Raw genomic sequence first — 19,069 nt, forward strand, 5'->3', positions numbered from 1 at the left:
TCCTCTCAACTGATAGCGATAGCATGGCTCAAGCCATAAAGGATAACACAGGAAAAATCAGCGGCTAAATAAACCGCTCTTAGTCTCCTGTGTTCTGATAGCATATAATTTCGTGGTCAAATTCCGTATTCAAGGATGAAGTATGTCTCGTCGTGGTGTTAGTCAAAGGCGCACAGTCCCGCCTGACTCAGTGTATAATAGTCGCCTTATCAGCATGATGATGCGCCGGATCATGCGTCATGGCAAAAAATCAATTGCCGCAAGAATAGTTTATGACGCTTTGAAAACTATTGAAGAACGTACTGGTGGAAGTCCATTAGAAACTTTTGAAAAAGCGGTGCGTAATGCGACACCATTAGTAGAAGTTAAAGCTCGCCGCGTTGGTGGAGCAACTTACCAAGTACCAATGGAAGTGCGTACAGATCGCGGTACTACCCTAGCATTGCGGTGGTTAGTTCAGTATTCTCGCCAACGTCCAGGTAGAACCATGGCCGGAAGATTGGCTAATGAATTAATGGATGCAGCGAATGAAACTGGTAGTGCTATTCGTAAGCGCGAAGAAACACATCGGATGGCGGAAGCGAACAAAGCGTTTGCACATTATCGTTACTAACTAGAAAAACGATATATCGTCTTCTCGTGTGCGGTATATCGTAGAATTTATAGCTAATGCCCAAAAAGGCAACTGCCTAGCTAGGCTAACAAAAAAAGACGGTTTTCCGTAAAAGTATAGAATCTTAACAAAGAGTAATATACAAGATATCATGAGGCGACAACGTTAGGAGGTAACTGTGGCACGCACGAACCCGCTAGAGAAAGTACGCAATATCGGTATTGCGGCGCATATAGATGCGGGCAAAACAACGACAACAGAGAGAATATTATTTTACTCTGGGATCATTCATAAAATTGGCGAAGTTCACGAAGGAACAGCCGTTACAGACTGGATGGAACAAGAACGGGAGCGGGGAATTACCATCACTGCTGCTGCCATTAGTACCAGTTGGAATGATCATCAAATTAACATTATTGATACTCCCGGTCACGTGGACTTCACCATTGAAGTTGAGCGTTCCATGCGAGTATTAGATGGTGTAATCGCTGTATTTTGTTCCGTAGGTGGTGTTCAACCCCAATCAGAAACAGTATGGCGACAAGCAGACCGCTATAAAGTCCCTCGCATTGCCTTTATTAACAAGATGGATCGCACCGGTGCGAACTTCTATAGAGTGCATGACCAAATGGTCGATCGCTTGCGAGCTAATGCGATCGCTATTCAACTGCCTATCGGTAGTGAAACTGAATTTAAGGGGATTATTGACTTGGTGAAAATGTGTGCATATATGTACACAAACGACCAAGGAACTGATATCCAAACAGTAGAAATTCCCGCTGAACTAGCCGAAAAAGCCGCCGAATACCGCATCAAGTTGGTAGAAGCAGTATCAGAAACTAGTGATGTGCTGATGAATAAGTACTTTGAGGGCGAAGAACTGACAGAAGCAGAAATCTGTACTGCCCTCCGCAAAGGAACAATTGCTGGAACAATAGTCCCAGTGCTTTGCGGTTCAGCCTTTAAGAACAAAGGCGTGCAATTGATGTTGGATGCGGTGATAGATTATCTACCATCACCACTGGAAGTGCCACCAATTCAAGGCACACTGCTCAACGGTGATCCCGTAGAACGTCATGCTGATGATAACGAACCATTATCAGCGTTGGCATTTAAGATTATGGCTGATCCTTACGGTCGCCTCACCTTCGTTCGTGTTTATTCTGGTGTGCTGAAGAAAGGTAGTTACGTTCTTAACGTCAGCAAGAATAAAAAAGAACGGATCTCTCGGTTAGTGCTGATGAAAGCAGATGACCGACAAGACGTAGATGAACTAAGGGCAGGTGACTTGGGTGCTGCTTTAGGATTGAAAGATACTTTGACAGGTGATACCCTTTGTGATGAAGGTTTCCCAGTAATTCTGGAATCCCTGTTTATTCCTGAACCTGTGATCTCGGTAGCGGTTGAACCCAAAACCAAGAACGACATGGATAAGCTTTCCAAAGCACTGCAATCTTTGAGTGAAGAAGACCCCACCTTCCGGGTGCGTGTTGATCCAGAAACCAACCAAACCGTGATTGCGGGCATGGGAGAATTGCACCTAGAAATTCTTGTAGATCGGATGTTACGGGAATTTAAAGTAGAAGCAAACGTTGGTGCGCCCCAAGTGGCTTACCGCGAAACCATCCGCAAAGCCGTCGAAAAAATTGATGGTAAATTTATTCGCCAAAGTGGTGGTAAGGGGCAATACGGTCACGTAGTGATCAACTTAGAACCAGGAGAACCAGGCACAGGTTTTGTATTTGTTTCTAAAATTGTCGGTGGGATTGTCCCCAAAGAGTACGTAGGACCTGCGGAACAGGGCATGAAAGAATGTTGTGAATCTGGTATTTTAGCCGGATATCCACTCATTGATGTCAAAGCTACCTTGATACATGGTTCTTATCACGACGTAGACTCTTCCGAAATGGCTTTCAAAATTGCCGGTTCTATGGCAATGAAAGAAGCGGCATCAAAAGCCTCTCCGGTGATCTTAGAGCCGATCATGAAAGTTGAAGTAGAAGTACCTGAAGACTACATCGGTAACGTGATTGGTGACTTAATCTCCCGCAGAGGACAGATTGAAAGCCAAAGCACTGAACAAGGACTGGCAAAGGTGGTATCGAAAGTTCCACTGGCAACCATGTTTGGTTATGCCACTGATATCCGGTCGAAAACCCAAGGTCGGGGTATCTTTACGATGGAATTTAGTACCTACGAAGAGGTGCCTCGCAGCGTAGCTGAGGGAATCATCTCAAAAAGTAAAGGGAACGCTTAATTAAAAAAGGAAACGATTATTCATGGCACGCGCAAAGTTTGAAAGAACTAAACCTCACGTTAATATCGGTACTGTTGGTCACGTTGACCATGGCAAAACTACTTTAACAGCAGCTATTACCATGACCTTGGCCGCTAATGGTCAAGCGGTGGGTAAGGGTTACGACCAAATTGATAATGCACCAGAAGAAAAAGCTCGGGGTATTACAATCAATACCGCTCACGTTGAGTATGAAACCACTGCTCGTCACTATGCTCACGTAGATTGCCCTGGACACGCTGACTATGTGAAAAACATGATCACAGGTGCAGCGCAAATGGATGGAGGCATCCTTGTAGTTGCGGCTACGGATGGTCCTATGCCCCAAACTCGTGAACACATCCTCTTGGCAAAACAAGTCGGTGTTCCTAGTCTGGTCGTGTTCTTGAACAAACAAGACATGATGGACGATGAAGAGTTGATGGAATTGGTAGAAATGGAACTGCGGGAATTGCTGACCGCTTATGATTTCCCCGGTGATGATATTCCCATTATCAAGGGTTCGGGTCTGAAAGCTCTGGAAGCAATGATTGCTAATCCCAAAACTCAGCGCGGTGAAAATGAGTGGGTAGACAAAATCTATGAGTTGATGGATGCTGTAGATGCTTCTATTCCTACTCCTGAAAGGGATGTGGATAAACCATTCTTGATGGCTGTGGAAGATGTGTTCACCATCACAGGTCGTGGGACTGTGGCTACTGGACGGATCGAACGCGGTATCGTTAAGGTTGGCGATACAGTTGAGCTAATTGGCATCAGAGATACCAAGACTACCGCAGTCACTGGGATCGAGATGTTCAAAAAGAGCCTTGATCAAGGTATGGCTGGAGATAACGCTGGTGTACTACTACGTGGTCTCAAAAAAGAAGACATTGAGCGGGGTATGGTAATTGCCAAACCTGGTACAATTAAACCTCACACTCAGTTTGAAGGTGAAGTTTACGTTTTAACTGAGAAAGAAGGCGGTCGGAAAACACCATTTTTCGCGGGTTATCGTCCTCAGTTCTATGTGCGGACAACTGATGTAACTGGAACAATCAAAGCCTTTACCGATAGGGAAGGTACAGATGTGGAAATGGTTATGCCTGGCGATAACATCAAGGTAACAGTAGAATTGATCAATGCGATCGCTATTGAACAAGGTATGCGCTTCGCTATTCGTGAAGGTGGCCGGACTATTGGTGCTGGCGTTGTCGCTAAAATCTTGAAATAACACTCACCTTTTTGCTCTTATTCAAAAGGAGTAGAGATGAATTATATAATCTCTGCTCCTTTCTATTCCCATAAACAATTTTAAATTTCAGATTTGGGATGGAATTTAACATCTAAAAATCTAAAATCTAAAGTCTAAAATTTACCGAACCTGGAAAACTAAAAATGGCAACTCTACAGCAGCAGAAGATTAGAATTCGTTTAAAGGCATTTGACCGCCGTTTATTAGATACATCTTGCGAGAAGATTGTTGAAACAGCTAACCGTACCAACGCTACAGCTATCGGACCAATTCCTTTACCCACCAAACGCAAGATATATTGCGTACTGCGATCGCCTCACGTAGATAAAGATTCCCGCGAACACTTTGAAACCCGCACCCATCGCCGGATTATTGACATTTACCAGCCTTCTTCTAAAACCATTGATGCACTCATGAAGCTAGATTTACCTTCTGGTGTAGATATTGAAGTCAAATTGTAAATTTGTCATTTGTCAGTGGTCAGTAGGGGCGAAGCATTAGGAAGATAAATTATCGGTCATTGCCAAAAATAGTTCTCCAAATGCTTCGCCCGTACAGTTGTTAGTTGTTAGTAGGGGCGAAGCATTTGGAAGATAAATTATCGGTTATTGCCAAAAATAGTTCTCCAAATGCTTCGCCCGTACAGTTGTTAGTTGTTAGTAGGGGCGAAGCATTTGGAAGATAAATTATCGGTTATTGCCAAAAATAGTTCTCCAAATGCTTCGCCCGTACAGTTGTCAGTGGTCAGTAGGGGCGAAGCATTAGGAAGATAAATTATCGGTCATTGCCAAAAATAGTTCTCCAAATGCTTCGCCCGTACAGTTGTCAGTAGTGAAGGAAAAACAACGAACAACTGACAATTAGCTCTGAGACAATTTATCTCAGGGCTTTTTATTAGCTATAAAACATCATGATAAAATATGAATAAAGTACAGAGAAAGTAGGCAAGAATATAATATTTTAAGACTACAATTTATACTTAACTAACAATACTAACAATGACATCTTCTTCTAAAATTGCAGTGCGTGAACTACCTCTATTCCCATTACCCGAAGTGGTTCTATTTCCGACCAGACCATTACCTCTACATATCTTTGAATTTCGCTACAGAATCATGATGAATACGATTTTGGAGAGCGATCGCCGATTTGGGGTATTGATGATTGATCCCACAAAGGGGACAATTGCTAATGTGGGTTGTTGTGCGGAAATTCTCACTTCTACTCGTAATCATTTAGCAGCGCGTTCTGTTCTCAAAGATACGTTTAATGAAATGGAATAAAGGAAAACGTTACTTAATCTTTAAAGATCCCCGACTTCTCTAAGAAGTCGGGGATCTGAATCTGGTAATTGATTGCTATAGGATAGAGATAACAGTCCATCTATCCTGAATTTATGTCTAACTCTCAACAACCCCTGACCTATCCCACCATTAGCAAAAGTGATCAAATAGATAATTATCACGGAACTGTGGTTGCAGACCCTTACCGCGCCTTAGAAGACCCGGATACGGAAGAAACAAAGGCTTGGGTAGAAGCCCAAAATCAAGTTACTTTTAGCTACTTAAATGAAATTCCTGCTAGGGAAAAAATAAAACAGCGTCTCACCAAACTTTGGGATTATGAAAAATATGGAACTCCCTTTAAAGAAGGTGAAAGTTACTTTTATTTCAAAAATGATGGACTGCAAAATCAAAGTGTTCTCTACACTCTCCCAACCTTAGAATCAGAACCAAGAGTATTACTTGACCCTAATCAACTTTCAGAAGATGGTACAGTTGCCCTTTCAGGAATTGCTATCAGTGAAAATGGTCAACTTTTAGCTTATGGTTTATCTAGTTCTGGTTCAGATTGGCAAGAATGGAAAGTGAGAGATATTGCCACAGGTGAAGATCTACAAGATCATTTACAATGGATTAAATTTTCTGGTGCTGCTTGGACTCATGATCATCAAGGTTTTTTCTACAGTCGTTATGATGAACCAAATGAAAAAACCAAATTAGAAGATGTAAATTATTACCAAAAATTATATTATCACAAACTTGGTACACAGCAATCAGAAGATATCTTAATTTATCATCGTTCTGATGAAAAAGAATGGGGTTTTGGTGGTAACGTCACCGAAGATGGCAAATATTTGATAATTTCAATCTGGCTAGGAACTGACTCCAAAAACTTAGTTTTTTATAAAGATTTAACAAATCTAAATTCTGAAATTATCGAACTAATTAACCAATTTGCAGCCGATTATAGCTTTATTGATAATGATGATCATATTTTCTACTTTCGCACAGATTTAAATGCCCCAAAAGGCAGAGTTATTGCCATTGATACTAAAAAACCAACTTCAGAAAATTGTCAGGAAATTATTCCTCAAGCTGTAGAAACATTAGAAAGTGTTGGTATTCTGAATAATCAATTTGTCGCTGATTATCTGCAAGATGCCCATAGCCAAATCAAGATATTTGATCTCAAAGGGAATTTTATTCGAGAAGTAGAATTACCCGGAATTGGTTCAGCAAGTGGATTTGGTGGTAAACGCCATGATACAGAAACATTTTATAGTTTCACCAGCTTTACTACTCCCGGAACTATTTACCATTACGACATGAAAACGGGTAAAAGTGAAATTTTCCGGCAGCCAAACGTAGATTTCAATGCTGATGAATATGAGACAAAACAGGTTTTTTATGAAAGTAAAGATGGTACAAAAGTGCCAATGTTTATTACCCACAAAAAAGGAATTAAATTAGATGGCAATAATCCCACTTATCTCTATGGATATGGTGGTTTTAATATCTCATTAACACCAAGTTTTTCTGTGAGTTTATTAATATGGCTAGAAATGGGGGGAGTGTATGCTGTTCCTAATTTGCGAGGTGGTGGTGAATATGGGGAAGAATGGCATCAAGCAGGAATGAAAGAGAAAAAACAAAACGTTTTTGATGATTTTATTACTGCTGCTGAATGGTTAATTGCTAATAATTACACTAAACCTGCAAAACTAGCAATTGGTGGAGGTAGTAACGGCGGTTTATTGGTGGGTGCTTGTATGACACAACGCCCTGATTTGTTTGGTGCAGCCTTACCCGCAGTGGGTGTTATGGATATGTTGCGTTTCCATAAATTTACTATTGGTTGGGCTTGGGTAGCTGAATATGGTTCTTCAGAAAATGCGGCAGAATTTACAAATTTGTATGCTTATTCACCTTTGCATAATTTAAAGCCGGGAATAGCTTATCCGCCAACTTTAATTATTACCGCAGATCATGATGATCGTGTTGTTCCTGCCCATAGTTTTAAATTTGCTGCGGCTTTACAAGCAGCCCATAATGGTAATGCACCCGTATTAATTAGAATTGAAATAAAAGCAGGACATGGTGCAGGTAAACCGACAGCAAAAATTATTGAAGAAGCAGCAGATAAGTGGGGTTTTTTGGTACGCGTTTTGGCGATTGATGTTTAATGGTAGATAAATTTCCGATAGTTTTCAGTTACTGCACATACAATACTTGTTTAAACGTACACTTTTAATGTTTTCACTCATATATATATATATATATATATATATATATATGAGTGCATAGTATGAGTTAATATTTTGGTAAAATTTTATCTAGCGCGAATTTTGGGTTCAATGCTACTCTTACTTCGTGACTGCAAAATGAATCAAAAAAGCACTGAAAAGAAAAACTATGGCTCAAGCCCATTACCAAATCCTGTTTTTAGAAGATTCCCCAGTAGATAGGGTATTATATAGCCGCTTTTTAAGTCAGGATACGTTGGCTACATATCAGATAACTGAGGCTAAATCAGGATTAGAAGGATTAACCAAACTAGCGGAAAGCCAGCCAGATTTAATCCTTCTAGACTATCAACTGCAAGATATGAATGGGTTGGAATTTCTCAACCAGTTGCAGCTACAACTCAGTAGTCCACAGATTCCAGTGATTATTTTAACAGGAATAAGAGATGAAAAAATTGCTGTGCAAGCAATGGAGAACGGTGTTCAGGACTACATTGTTAAGGATAAAATCACTCCCCAAGGGTTGTGCCGCGCCATTCATGAGGTATTAGAGGAAACCCGCATGATGAAGAATATGCAAACCCTTTATATTCCCATCGAGCAAGCAGAATTATATCGAAATTTGCGAAAACTTAATGCCTCTTTAGAGCAAACGGTACAGAAACGGACTGAGGAACTGGCAGCCAGTGAAAGTAAATATCGCGCTATCTTCAATCAAAGATATCAATTTACAGGGCTACTTGACCTAGAAGGGATGGTATTGGAACTCAACCAAGCATCTTTGGAATTTACTGGGTTGCAAATGGCAGATTTGATCAACCGTCCCATTTGGGAAGTTTATGGTTGGCAAATTTCCCAGGCAACTCAGGATCAGTTAAAGCACGCGATCGCTCGTGCTGCCCAAGGTGAATTTATTTCCTCCCAAGTAGAAGTACAGGGAATAGATAATCAAATCCTCACCATAGATTTCTCCATCGGACCCCTAAGGAATGATGCCGGTGAAGTAGTTATGCTGATTTCAGAAGGACGCGATATTACTGAAGCTAAACTTAATGAAGCTAAATGCAAGCAAGCAGAAGCCACTTTAAAATTTCAAGCCCAGATCCTCGAAGAAATTCACGATGCTGTCATTACTACTGATATCAATGGCATTATTCAAAGTTGGAATCTCGGTGCAGAGAACTATTATGGGTATACAGCGGCGGAAATGATTGGGCAGAGTGTGAGCATTCTCTACGTAGATCCAGTTGAACTCGAAACAAACATAATGTCAACCCTATTGGCAAAGGGTCGTCATGAGGTAGAGGTGGCTACTCGTCGCTCAAAATCAGGAGATATCCTTTATATCAACTTGCGGCTTTCAGTCATCCGGGACAACCATGGCAACATTACTCATATAGTTGGCTGCTCCCATGACATCACTAAACAGCAAGCTGCAATTAAAGAGCGGAATGATATGTTAAAACAAGAACAAGCTGCTCGCAAACAAGTAGAAGCTGCTAACCGCATCAAAGATGAATTTTTGGCGGTTGTATCCCACGAATTGCGGACACCATTGAACTCTATACTCGGTTGGGCTAGTTTACTCAAAAAAGGTAAATTAAAGCCAGAAGAAACGGATGAAGCTCTAAGTATTATTGAGCGTAATGCCAAATTACAGGTTTACTTAATTAATGATTTGCTCGATATGTCCCGGATTTTTCAGGGTAAAGGGACAATGAAAGTCTCTTCAGTTAATCTCGCTACTATAATTTCAGCGGTTTCAGAAACACTGTTTTTAGCAGCCAAAACTAAAAAAATTCAGATTCAAACTATTATTGAAGCAAATATTGGTCTAGTTGCTGGTGATCCAGTCCGATTGCAACAAATCCTGTGGAATTTGTTGTCCAACGCTGTCAAATTTACACCTCATGGTGGGCAAATAGAAGTGAGGCTAGAATGCGTTGGCTTTGATGCTCAAATTACAGTCAGTGACACAGGTAAAGGAATCAGCTCAGAATTTTTACCATACATATTTGATTACTTTCGTCAAGAAGATAGCTCAACTACTAGAGAATTCGGTGGCTTGGGGTTGGGGTTGGCAATTGCCCGCAATTTAGCAGAACTGCATGGTGGCACTATTCAAGCTGAAAGTTCTGGTCTGGGACAGGGAGCTACTTTCACCTTTAGACTACCGTTAATGAATGCTAACTCAGAAAATGCTGATTATCCTCAGCCACAAGATGGATATTTAGCTTAACCGAATCAAACTTAAACTCATTGGTAGTAAATGTATTACCCGGCAAAGCATTATTTTTTCTGTCAATGAACAACTAAGAATTAGTTAATGCTTCCAAAAGTGGATATAAATTTAATTATTGCGGCTGAAGTGCGAGAAATAGGGGGAAATTTCCAATATTGACTGCTCATAAACAACAAATATGACTTTTTACAACATTTTTTTAACTTCTTTCCACAATTATCATTTTTTGTGTAATCATTAGAAAGTGGGAATTAATTCGGCGGTAATGTTTGTGGTTAGTATTGACAGGCTTTCCCTTTTGGTATTTACAGACTTTTCTCCGAAATCTAAATCTCTACATTCTTATGATTTTGGAAATATTCTATGTCAATTTACGTGGGTAACCTCTCTTACGAAGTTACACAAGACGCTCTCAGTGCTGTTTTTGCAGACTATGGTGCTGTAAAACGTGTTCAACTTCCTACTGACCGTGAGACAGGCCGCTTGCGCGGCTTCGGTTTTGTGGAAATGGGTACTGAAGCTGAAGAACAGGCCGCTATTGATGCCCTTGATGGTGCTGAATGGATGGGTCGTCTTCTGAAAGTGAACAAGGCCAAACCCAAGGAAGATAGAGGTCCTGGTGGTGGTGGTGGTAGTCGCGGTGGCTACGGCGGCGGCGGTGGTAACCGTGGCGGCGGCGGCGGTCGCTATTAAGCTGAATTTAGCTAAGATCTTTTAGTTATTCAATGCTGAAAAAATTACCTATTCCCTTCGCGGGGTGGGTAATTTTTTTGATCGTAAAACCTCTTCTCCAGAAAGTACAGCCGGAACTTGGACAATTTCTACAGGTTTTCCTAGTCGGTAGATTTCCACTTGTTGATTTTGGGGGGTAGAAACAGTTTGATAATTTCTACCCATAACTATCCATATATTACTGTTTGTCCAAGTCTTCAATTAATTGATCAACAAATTCCCTTAACCGTTGTTGCTGTGTTAGGGACGGTTTTAATTTTTACCCTCTGTCCTTTCCGACCTTTAAAACAAATTGGTTGAGCGTCTAACTCAGCTTTGAGGATTTTCTTAGCACCAATTTTATTATTTTTCTCAAATGGCATTGACTTTAACCTTGTAAGTTGGTATACTAACTATACTACAACATTGAAAGGTCGAGTCAATGCTTTTATCATTCAAAACTGCACTAATTCCAAATAACCGACAGATTACAGCTTTTCGCAAAGCCTCTGGAGTAGCTAGACACGCCTATAACTGGGCAAATGCTCAAATCAAGGATATTTTAGCTGCTCAAAAAGAAGGCGAAAAACTTAAACTTCCCTCAGCGATTGACTTACATAAAAAGTTAGTCGCTGAGGTTAAGTCTGAATCCGCTTGGTATTACGAAGTTAACAAAAATATCCCTCAGAAGGCGTTAGCTGACTTACGCCAAGCATGGGATAGGTGTTTTAGGAAGACATCGAAACAACCCCGATTCAAAAAGAAAGGTCAACGTGATTCTTTCTATTTGGAGTCAGGAACTAAGGCGAAACCAGCAATTAAAAATGATAGTAAAAGAATTAAATTACCGTCAATTGGCTGGGTACGTTTAGCAGAACCTTTACCGATTACAGTAACTCATAATTGCGTGATTTCTAGACAGGCTGATAAATGGTTTATTTCTGTTAAATACGAAGTTGAAAAACCTCCTATACTTGCAGACAGACCGACCATTGGTGTTGACATTGGTATCAAAGAATTAGCAGTTTGCAGTAATGGTGAAGTATTCGAGAATCCTAAAGCCTACCGCCATAGGAGTAAACGCATGAAACGTTTACAGCGTAGTGTGAGCAGGAAAATTAAAGGCTCTAATAACCGTAAAAAAGCTGTGAGAAAATTAGCTAAATTACACGCCAAAGTTTCTAATATTCGCCAGGATTCTATTCACAAATTAACCTACTATCTAGCTAAAAACCACAGCATAATTAAGATAGAAGATTTGCACGTTAAGGCATTTTTAAAGAACCACAAATTAGCAGGTGCAATTGCAGATTGTGGGATGTATGAATTTAAAAGGCAGGGGAAACGCATCTAAATTTTATTGACAAAATACCATTTTTGTGTATAAACGAAAGAATCGGTATTTATCGTTTGATGGATTTTTTCAGAGTCATCGTGATGGTTTAAATTATTGTCAATAAGTAGACATTAATGCAAATTTTTGGGTCATTATTGAGATTAAATAGTCCTTATTGATAAGATGCGTTTCCCCTGATTTAAAAGGCAATTAGAGTACAAAACTGAGAAATTCGGGAGTGAACTAATCCTTGTGGATAGGTTCTTTCCTAGTTCCCAAATATGCTCTAATTGCGGTAATCATCGTCATAAAATGCCATTAAAAAACCGCGTTTATATTTGTCCTGATTGTGGCTATAAAGCTGACAGGGACTTAAATGCAGCGCGTAATATTGACCGATGGTTTGTGGATATTTTTATCCCTGTAGCGTAGCGGTTCCTTTTAGGAACTACGGTCAGAAACGGTAAGTTCTACCGAGATTGCCTGTGGAGCGGAAAAACCTCTTAGAAGCCATTCTAAGACCGTGATGAAGCAGGAAGTAAACACTAAGATTATCGCTGTCCAGATGTGTCTAGACTTTGGTAATTTTGGGTAAGTTTTATAGAACGGTTAATTAACCAACCCAAACGCAAACCATTATCTATCATTTAGCCTTCTTCATCATCACCAAAATCAGGTTCAACACCAAGAGCGCGTAATTGTGCTGCTAATCTTTCTGCACGTCTTCTTTCTCGCTCCCCTTGTTTTCTTTCCCGTTCTGCCAGTGTGAGAACCCAGTTACCTGACGCATCATACCAGCGTAACCACTGCCGTTCAATGCCTTGATAGACACCTTGCCACAGTCCCAAACCTAATTCAATATCATTTAGCCATACACGCAGTTGATTGATTTCCAATTCAGCATAACTACTTCCCTGTAACTGAAATGCTCTTAACTGGTCAGTGTAACGGTCAAAAACTAGATAATAGGGTACTCTTAAAACTCGTTCGTAAACTTCCCACTTAGTTGGAGGTTGACTAACATCTCGTAGGGTTCTCCCTAAATCTTCTTTTTCTGTTCCTGGTGAAATAAATTCTACCACGACAAAAGGATTAACGCCTTCTTGCCAAACTACATAACTCAGCCGTAGTTCTTTTTGTGCATACAACCTGGGGACATCAACTACAGCAAACCAGTCAGGGCGTTTATACCATAATGGATGATGAACATCGTAGTAAAGATCTAAGTCTGTGGCGATAAATACCTGATTTTCCGGGAACTTTGACGGACAAAAAGTTTCCCGTAATAACTGGGGTTGTAAAAGATGAAATTCGTCTGGCAAACCGGGTTCCTCTGGATCTTCGCTAGGTAAATCATACATTGTCGGTAGGAATTCCTGAGCAGAACGCGGTGGGTCTGTTTGATCCCACATTCCGCACCCCAAAATGTTACAGAGGGAAATTACGGAGATGAAAATCAAAGGGAGCATCAAAACAAACAGATAAAGTGAAAAAAGGCATTTGAGAAACAGTAAATCACCAAAAATGTCATCAAAATCTATTCTCAATAAGAAGCAATAAGAATGCACACCACCTGGAGAGGTCAATAGATAAGTGAAAGAAGATATTCAAGAAACAATTATAAGTTAGACTAATCAATTAAAGTAAAAAACGAAATTATAGACATAGTAAAATGGAGCTATAAATCAAAGAGATTAGCTCATCTTTACAAGAGAAATTAAATTGATAGAGATGATAATTAGCTGACTAATTGATAGTAACGTAAACAATCATCTGGTAAAAGACTCAAGATAAAATCTCTGTCCTTATTCCAATTAGAAATATGTTTCTCCTGATTGAGTGTAACCAAATGAATACACTGAAAGCATTGAAAAATCCAGCGTAAAGTAGGACGATTAGTTGCTTTGCCTAATTGATTTTTAATTGTTGATTTAGACTCCAAAAGAGCATTTCTAATATGACGTTGAGCCAAAGTATAAACCAGTAGACATAAACCCATAATCATTCCCAAAGACTCTATTCTCTCAGGACTTTTGAGGAAAATACTGTCGGCAAAAAATAATGGGTCTTTGAGAAAACCAAACCCCCTCTCACATGACTGCTGGGCTTTATATTCACTTAGCATAGAATCATTGCTTAGTTCCTGTGAATCTAAAACATTTGTCGCAATAATAAAACGTCCCGCACTCAGCAATTCTGTATTAATTTTACTTTCATCCTGGGAGACTGTAGCTGATATTTGATAGGATATTTCTCCTGAAGTATCTTTTTTATTAGATTTTACTTGAGTCACCGTACTTTCGTGAATTTGATGATATTTGAATTGTTTTGATAATTTTGATAATGCCTTGATAGCATCTGCAACACATGCAAATCTCTCTTGTGATAACTTTTTCAAATCTTGCACAGCTTTTGATTCTGCTTTGGTAATTTTTTGTGTGAGCTTATGCAGGTCTGATTCTTTTCTTTCTTGACTTTGCACTACTAACCATCTTTGTTCTATCCCTGCATAATTTTGGATTTTTGATGCTAATTTATATCCTGGTATTGTACTATCAATAAATTCTGATTCTGCTAATGTTGATATTAATGTTTTTGCTGCTTTTATGCTTAATGGTACTCGACATAACCAACGTAATTCTGACATCATTTTCAGGTTTGATTCTGTATATAAAGCAGCGTCAGCAACCATGAGACTATTAACTTCTAATTGTTTTTGATATTCTACTGCTATTTGACCAAAACATGATGAATCTGCTTGATTTCCCGATGCTAGTTTTAAAAATATTGGGATGTCTCCATCTCCTGAACATATCATTTCTATGATGAATTGTTTTAAATCTGGTCTATGGTCACGGGAATAACCGTAGGTGATGGTTATTTCTTTTGGTGATTTTACTGCTAATTCTTCTAATTCTTGGTTATTTCCTACTTTTTGACTCTCAAATATTACGAATGGTAAGCTAGTGTTATACTGCCCATGCACGTGCATTGATGATGAGTCTAGATGTGATGTTGATAGTGATACTCCAAATTTTTGAGCAGCTTTTAAGGCTATGAGAAAAAAGATTGTATCTAAGCCTTTTATAAACAGTTTATCCATGACTCTCCCCAATTTATCGTCGTTAAGATATTCTGGTTTTACTCCTGTTCCTATTAGATGCTCACAGGCGATTGTTTCAAAATATTGGGGAAACATATATAACGGTTTGGAGACAAATCCTAACCCGTTTATTATCATGGCTTTTACCACTTGACCTGCATTTACTTTTTCGTCTTTTTCGACTCCTATTAATTCATTTATTATTTCTACTATTCCGATTGAATCTATGATTCCTGCTACTATCCCTAGATGGTCTATGTTCTCAATTTCTATTTCTTGAGGTTTTAATTTCACAACAGTTTCCTCTAATACTTCTGTTGTCATCAATTATTTCTTATTTGGTTATCAATTCATTTTTTTCTTTTGTTACCAAGTTTCACTTTATCACACCACGTCCCTTTTAATGCTACTTATTCTCATTAAGCATCTTAATTTTTGAATTGACTTTAGTTATTATGTACTACTTTAAGGGCTTTTTTGATCTGTGACAGTTTGGGGTGCGGAATGTGGGTTTGATACATAACGGCTGCAAAAAAGAAATGTCAACTTCACTATCAATACCTTGTCCATTTTCTGCTTTGTTGGGTTTCATGCTTCAACCCAACCTACAAATCTAACTTTATTGCTTGAGAACTAGATTTACACACTTTAATAATTTTGTAGTTCTCAAAAAACTATACTTGTATTCTGGGATTGGAGGCAGAGCCTCCTGGTAGGCATTCCCAGCCGGAGTCTGGGAACGAGCAATTATCTACGGTTTAATTTCATTCTAAAACAACTAAAATAAAACATGGTTAAATATGTAAAATGAATGCTCTTGGTCAAATTGTAGTGGCTGCATATACATAATATAAAATGAGATTAAACTTATCTATGCTCGCTTATAACTGTCCTTCCCTTTAGGAGTCGCTGCAATTTGAATAATTTTGAATTTACAAAGGTAGGTAAATTATGCTTCAAGCCTTACCAAAAATAGTAACTTTTGCAGAATTTATAGAATGGCTACCTGATAAGGGACGCTATGAATTACATGATGGAGTAATTGTTGAAATGAATCCACCCGTAGGTTTTCATGAAGATATTATTTGCTTTTTAGCTGAGAGAATCACGGCTGAGTATTTACGGTTGAATTTACCTTATGGAATCCCAAAAACCACTTTTGTGAAAACACCAGGAAGCGAATCCAGCTATTTACCAGATGTGTTAGTAATCAATAGAAACATTCTAGCAACTGACCCAAACTGGAGAAAATCAGCAGTAATTTCTGAACCTGATTCGATTCCTTTAGTTATTGAAGTTGTGAGTACAAATTGGCAAGATGATTATTATAAAAAGCTGGGAGATTATGAAAGATTAGGTATTGCTGAATATTGGATTGTGGATTATTTAGCACTGGGAAGTAAAAGGTTTATTGGTAGTCCTAAACAACCAACTATTTCTATTCATCAACTGATAGATAGAGAATACCAAATTAGTCAATTTACAGGTAGTGAATTGATAGTATCATCAACTTTCCCAGAATTAAAGTTGACTGCTGAACAAATTTTTAAAGCTGGTAATATTAATTAAACCTTCCTGCCTGAGTTTTTCCAATTTCTGTAAAACACTGTTTACTTTTTTATGTATAGGACTTACGCAAAATATCTCTCAAACCCTCATTTCTCTGTGAACTCTGTGCCTCTGTGGTTCGTTTTTCCATGACTTGTGCGTAAGTCCTAATGTAAAAATATTTATCTGGAATCTGCTGTACATTTAGGTGGGCATTGCCCACCCTACTGTTTAATAATAACTCGCTGATTTGCGATAATGTACTGCTGTGACAGCATCTTGATTTAAGACTTTACCATCATCAACAGTGGCATAAACTAACCAATGATCACCAGATTCCATCCGACTTTGGACAGAACATTCTAGATATGCTAAAGCACCATTGAGAATAATTCCGCCATTATTTGCCTCTTGAATGTCCAAACCGGCAAATCTATCTTGTCCAGGGGCGTAAACTTTCATAAATTGCTTACGAATTTCTTTCCCTTCCGCCAAGATATTGACTACAAATTTGTTATTTGTATAGGATAAGGATTCCATAGCCCGGTCTTTAGCTACCGCAATGGTTAAACCAGGAGGATTAAAACTGGCTTGTGTTACCCAAGATGCTAACATTCCCGTTTTAACATCACCTTGAGTGGCTGTAACCACACATATAGAACCAACAATCCGCCCTACAGCTTGTTCGACATTACTTGCTGGTTGTTTAGCGACAACTGATTTTTTCGCGGCGCGTTTCAATGCTTGGGCGAAATCAGTTCCCGCTTCTTCGCAGGTTTGCAAGGTAACTTCATTGGGTTTGAATTTAACGCGAATGGTGTCAAATCCAAATCTGTAACCTGCGTCTTTGAGTTTACTTTCGATTAAATCAACGGCTTCTCCACTCCAACCAAAAGAACCAAATACACCGGCTAATTTATTGTTAGTAGCAGTAGCGAGGACAATTCCTAAAGCAGTTTGTACCGGTGTGGGTGCGTGTCCTCCTAAGGTGGGAGAACCTATGACGAAACCGGCGGATTTTGCAATTGCGGCTTTGATTTCTTCGGGTTCGGTAAATTCACAGTTAATGGCTTCGACACTGACACCCGCTTTTGTAATGCCGCGAGCGATCGCCTGTGCTAAAGTTGCAGTATTGCCATAGGCAGAAGCATAAATTAAAGCCACTGTCATATCAGCGGAAGTTTGCTGTTTAGTCCATTGCCGATAGCCTTTGGTAATATCAATTAAACCATAGCGGACTATTGGACCATGACCAGTAGCATACATTCGCACCGGCAAATCTGCCAATTTCTCCAAAGCCGTTTCGATTTGTTTGGCGTGAGGTGCCATTAAACAGTCAAAATAATAGCGTCTATCTTCGTTAAATACTTCCCAACCTTCATCAAAAACCTGATCTGAACAAATATGCGCTCCAAATAGTTTATCAGAAAACAAAATTTCCGTTTGTGGGTCCCAGGTACAAAGTTCGTCCGCGTAACGGGGGTTAGGTGTGGGAATAAATTGTAAATGATGTCCTTTTCCTAAATCTAGGGTATCTTCTCCCCGCATGACCAAAATTGATAAATCGTCTTTTTCCAAAGCCGCGCGTAAATTTATCGCCCCTGGGTTAGAACAAACAAAGGTAATTTGGGGGGCAATTTCCAGTAAAGCTTTTAACGTTGCAGCGCGGTTGGGGTTAATGTGACCCAGAATTACATAATCGAGTTTTTTGACATCAAACCGCTGTTGTAAGGCTGCGAGATAAATTTCGGTAAAAGTTTCGCCAGGGGGGTCAAGCAGGGCATTTTTATCGCCTTGGATGAGATAAGAATTAGCCGTTGTTCCCTTGGCTAAAGCATATTCAATTTCAAATCTTAATCTGGCCCAACTGCGCGATCGCAATATTATGGTATCTGTACCAATGGGCAATATTTGCACATCACGGGGTTTAGTGGTCATTGGTGATTGGTGATTGGTATGAATTATGTTTCGCGCAAAGGCACAAAGGAGCAAAGGCGCAAAGGTTAAGATTTTTAATTTTCCAATTTCAGAGGGAACGGGGCATATTTTCATATATACCTTTCTGTAAATCTAGCTAAAGCATATTCAATTTCAAATCTTAATCTAGCCCAACTGCGCGATCGCAATATTATGGTATCTGTACCAATGGGCAATATTTGCACATCACGGGGTTTAGTGGTCATTGGTAATGAGTAATTGGGAAAAACTCTTGCGCCTCTGCTCCCTCCATGATAGGTTTTTTTGACATAAGCTGTGACGAATTTACTTTTTTTGCCCGAAAGCCTTAGAGGTTGTTTGAAAAGTATTATATGAAACCCATAATCTCCAAAAACCTAACCCCCCTCCCCCCTTTCCCTACAAGGGAAAGGGGGTTTTAAAGCCTCTCCCCTGGTAGGGGAGAGGTTTGGAGAGGGGTCTGTTTACACATTAAAAACTTTTCAAACATCCTCTTAGGGAACA

At 39.5% G+C, this 19,069-nt stretch carries 16 protein-coding genes and 1 pseudogene; 11 read left to right on the plus strand and 6 right to left on the minus strand.

Features of this window, described 5'->3' with window-relative positions; all coding sequences use genetic code 11:
• Positions 1-142 precede the first annotated feature (142 nt).
• The 8 genes and pseudogenes from rpsG to BMF77_RS13960 all read left to right on the plus strand — a co-directional run bounded on the left by rpsG (position 143) and on the right by BMF77_RS13960 (position 10,604).
• Entirely contained in the window at positions 143-613 is a 471-nt protein-coding gene (rpsG, locus tag BMF77_RS13915) for a 30S ribosomal protein S7 (protein WP_015078103.1), read from the plus strand.
• 178 nt (positions 614-791) lie between these two features.
• On the plus strand, positions 792-2,870 hold the full coding sequence (gene fusA, locus BMF77_RS13920) for an elongation factor G (protein ID WP_148763567.1): 2,079 nt from the start codon (positions 792-794) through the stop codon (positions 2,868-2,870).
• Between the two features lie 22 nt (positions 2,871-2,892).
• Positions 2,893-4,122 carry an elongation factor Tu gene (gene tuf, locus BMF77_RS13925; protein ID WP_148763569.1) on the plus strand — a complete coding sequence of 410 codons (1,230 nt, stop codon included), beginning with the start codon at positions 2,893-2,895 and terminating at the stop codon, positions 4,120-4,122.
• A gap of 164 nt (positions 4,123-4,286) precedes the next feature.
• Positions 4,287-4,604: a 30S ribosomal protein S10 gene (gene rpsJ / locus BMF77_RS13930; RefSeq protein ID WP_015078100.1), complete on the plus strand. Its 318-nt coding sequence runs from the start codon at positions 4,287-4,289 to the stop codon at positions 4,602-4,604.
• A 537-nt stretch (positions 4,605-5,141) separates the two neighbouring features.
• Positions 5,142-5,372: pseudogene (locus tag BMF77_RS13945) on the plus strand (LON peptidase substrate-binding domain-containing protein); the annotation flags it as partial.
• A gap of 167 nt (positions 5,373-5,539) precedes the next feature.
• A complete protein-coding gene (locus tag BMF77_RS13950) occupies positions 5,540-7,609 on the plus strand; it encodes a prolyl oligopeptidase family protein (protein ID WP_148763573.1) in 2,070 nt (689 codons plus the stop codon).
• Positions 7,610-7,838: 229 nt separating this feature from the next.
• Complete coding sequence (locus BMF77_RS13955; protein ID WP_148763575.1) at positions 7,839-9,908, plus strand: PAS domain S-box protein; 2,070 nt, start codon at positions 7,839-7,841, stop codon at positions 9,906-9,908.
• 366 nt (positions 9,909-10,274) lie between these two features.
• Complete coding sequence (locus BMF77_RS13960) at positions 10,275-10,604, plus strand: RNA-binding protein (RefSeq protein WP_148763577.1); 330 nt, start codon at positions 10,275-10,277, stop codon at positions 10,602-10,604.
• A 48-nt stretch (positions 10,605-10,652) separates the two neighbouring features.
• Here BMF77_RS13960 and BMF77_RS13965 read toward each other — a convergent pair whose 3' ends face one another.
• Together BMF77_RS13965 and BMF77_RS13970 are read right to left on the minus strand one after the other, a co-directional pair.
• A complete protein-coding gene (locus BMF77_RS13965) occupies positions 10,653-10,808 on the minus strand; it encodes a hypothetical protein (RefSeq protein WP_371735109.1) in 156 nt (51 codons plus the stop codon).
• A gap of 44 nt (positions 10,809-10,852) precedes the next feature.
• The gene (locus tag BMF77_RS13970) at positions 10,853-11,005 is read right to left on the minus strand and encodes a hypothetical protein (protein WP_233466900.1); all 153 of its coding nucleotides are present in this window, start codon (positions 11,003-11,005) and stop codon (positions 10,853-10,855) included.
• Between the two features lie 59 nt (positions 11,006-11,064).
• Between BMF77_RS13970 and BMF77_RS13975 the strand changes: the two genes are divergently transcribed.
• Together BMF77_RS13975 and BMF77_RS27340 are read left to right on the plus strand one after the other, a co-directional pair.
• Positions 11,065-11,976 carry a transposase gene (locus tag BMF77_RS13975; RefSeq protein WP_246862920.1) on the plus strand — a complete coding sequence of 304 codons (912 nt, stop codon included), beginning with the start codon at positions 11,065-11,067 and terminating at the stop codon, positions 11,974-11,976.
• 234 nt (positions 11,977-12,210) lie between these two features.
• Positions 12,211-12,390 (plus strand): transposase, encoded by a 180-nt coding sequence (locus BMF77_RS27340; protein WP_246862921.1) that lies wholly within the window; start codon positions 12,211-12,213, stop codon positions 12,388-12,390.
• A 215-nt stretch (positions 12,391-12,605) separates the two neighbouring features.
• Here the strand turns inward: BMF77_RS27340 and BMF77_RS13985 are convergent, their stop codons facing one another.
• Complete coding sequence (locus BMF77_RS13985; protein ID WP_148763579.1) at positions 12,606-13,370, minus strand: Uma2 family endonuclease; 765 nt, start codon at positions 13,368-13,370, stop codon at positions 12,606-12,608.
• 326 nt (positions 13,371-13,696) lie between these two features.
• Positions 13,697-15,385: an IS1634 family transposase gene (locus BMF77_RS13990; RefSeq protein WP_148763581.1), complete on the minus strand. Its 1,689-nt coding sequence runs from the start codon at positions 15,383-15,385 to the stop codon at positions 13,697-13,699.
• Positions 15,386-16,012: 627 nt separating this feature from the next.
• Between BMF77_RS13990 and BMF77_RS13995 the strand changes: the two genes are divergently transcribed.
• Positions 16,013-16,630, plus strand: a complete 618-nt coding sequence (locus tag BMF77_RS13995; protein ID WP_148763583.1) for a Uma2 family endonuclease — start codon at positions 16,013-16,015, stop codon at positions 16,628-16,630.
• A gap of 210 nt (positions 16,631-16,840) precedes the next feature.
• Here the strand turns inward: BMF77_RS13995 and BMF77_RS14000 are convergent, their stop codons facing one another.
• Positions 16,841-18,547: a diflavin flavoprotein gene (locus tag BMF77_RS14000; protein ID WP_148763585.1), complete on the minus strand. Its 1,707-nt coding sequence runs from the start codon at positions 18,545-18,547 to the stop codon at positions 16,841-16,843.
• 110 nt (positions 18,548-18,657) lie between these two features.
• On the minus strand, positions 18,658-18,792 hold the full coding sequence (locus tag BMF77_RS28650) for a hypothetical protein (protein ID WP_256370304.1): 135 nt from the start codon (positions 18,790-18,792) through the stop codon (positions 18,658-18,660).
• Positions 18,793-19,069: the final 277 nt, after the last annotated feature.

Origin of the sequence: Dolichospermum sp. UHCC 0315A, assembly GCF_008121535.1 — a bacterium.
GTDB lineage: Bacteria > Cyanobacteriota > Cyanobacteriia > Cyanobacteriales > Nostocaceae > Dolichospermum > Dolichospermum lemmermannii.

Coding starts and splice junctions, on each gene's coding strand:
- rpsG (WP_015078103.1), top strand. CDS start 143: ATGTCTCGTCGTGGTGTTAGTCAAAGGCGCACAGTCCCGCCTGACTCA.
- tuf (WP_148763569.1), top strand. CDS start 2,893: ATGGCACGCGCAAAGTTTGAAAGAACTAAACCTCACGTTAATATCGGT.
- rpsJ (WP_015078100.1), top strand. CDS start 4,287: ATGGCAACTCTACAGCAGCAGAAGATTAGAATTCGTTTAAAGGCATTT.
- BMF77_RS13950 (WP_148763573.1), top strand. CDS start 5,540: ATGTCTAACTCTCAACAACCCCTGACCTATCCCACCATTAGCAAAAGT.
- BMF77_RS13955 (WP_148763575.1), top strand. CDS start 7,839: ATGGCTCAAGCCCATTACCAAATCCTGTTTTTAGAAGATTCCCCAGTA.
- BMF77_RS13960 (WP_148763577.1), top strand. CDS start 10,275: ATGTCAATTTACGTGGGTAACCTCTCTTACGAAGTTACACAAGACGCT.
- BMF77_RS13965 (WP_371735109.1), bottom strand. CDS start 10,808: ATGGGTAGAAATTATCAAACTGTTTCTACCCCCCAAAATCAACAAGTG.
- BMF77_RS13970 (WP_233466900.1), bottom strand. CDS start 11,005: ATGCCATTTGAGAAAAATAATAAAATTGGTGCTAAGAAAATCCTCAAA.
- BMF77_RS13975 (WP_246862920.1), top strand. CDS start 11,065: ATGCTTTTATCATTCAAAACTGCACTAATTCCAAATAACCGACAGATT.
- BMF77_RS13985 (WP_148763579.1), bottom strand. CDS start 13,370: ATGTGGGATCAAACAGACCCACCGCGTTCTGCTCAGGAATTCCTACCG.
- BMF77_RS13990 (WP_148763581.1), bottom strand. CDS start 15,385: ATGACAACAGAAGTATTAGAGGAAACTGTTGTGAAATTAAAACCTCAA.
- BMF77_RS13995 (WP_148763583.1), top strand. CDS start 16,013: ATGCTTCAAGCCTTACCAAAAATAGTAACTTTTGCAGAATTTATAGAA.
- BMF77_RS14000 (WP_148763585.1), bottom strand. CDS start 18,547: ATGACCACTAAACCCCGTGATGTGCAAATATTGCCCATTGGTACAGAT.
- BMF77_RS28650 (WP_256370304.1), bottom strand. CDS start 18,792: ATGACCACTAAACCCCGTGATGTGCAAATATTGCCCATTGGTACAGAT.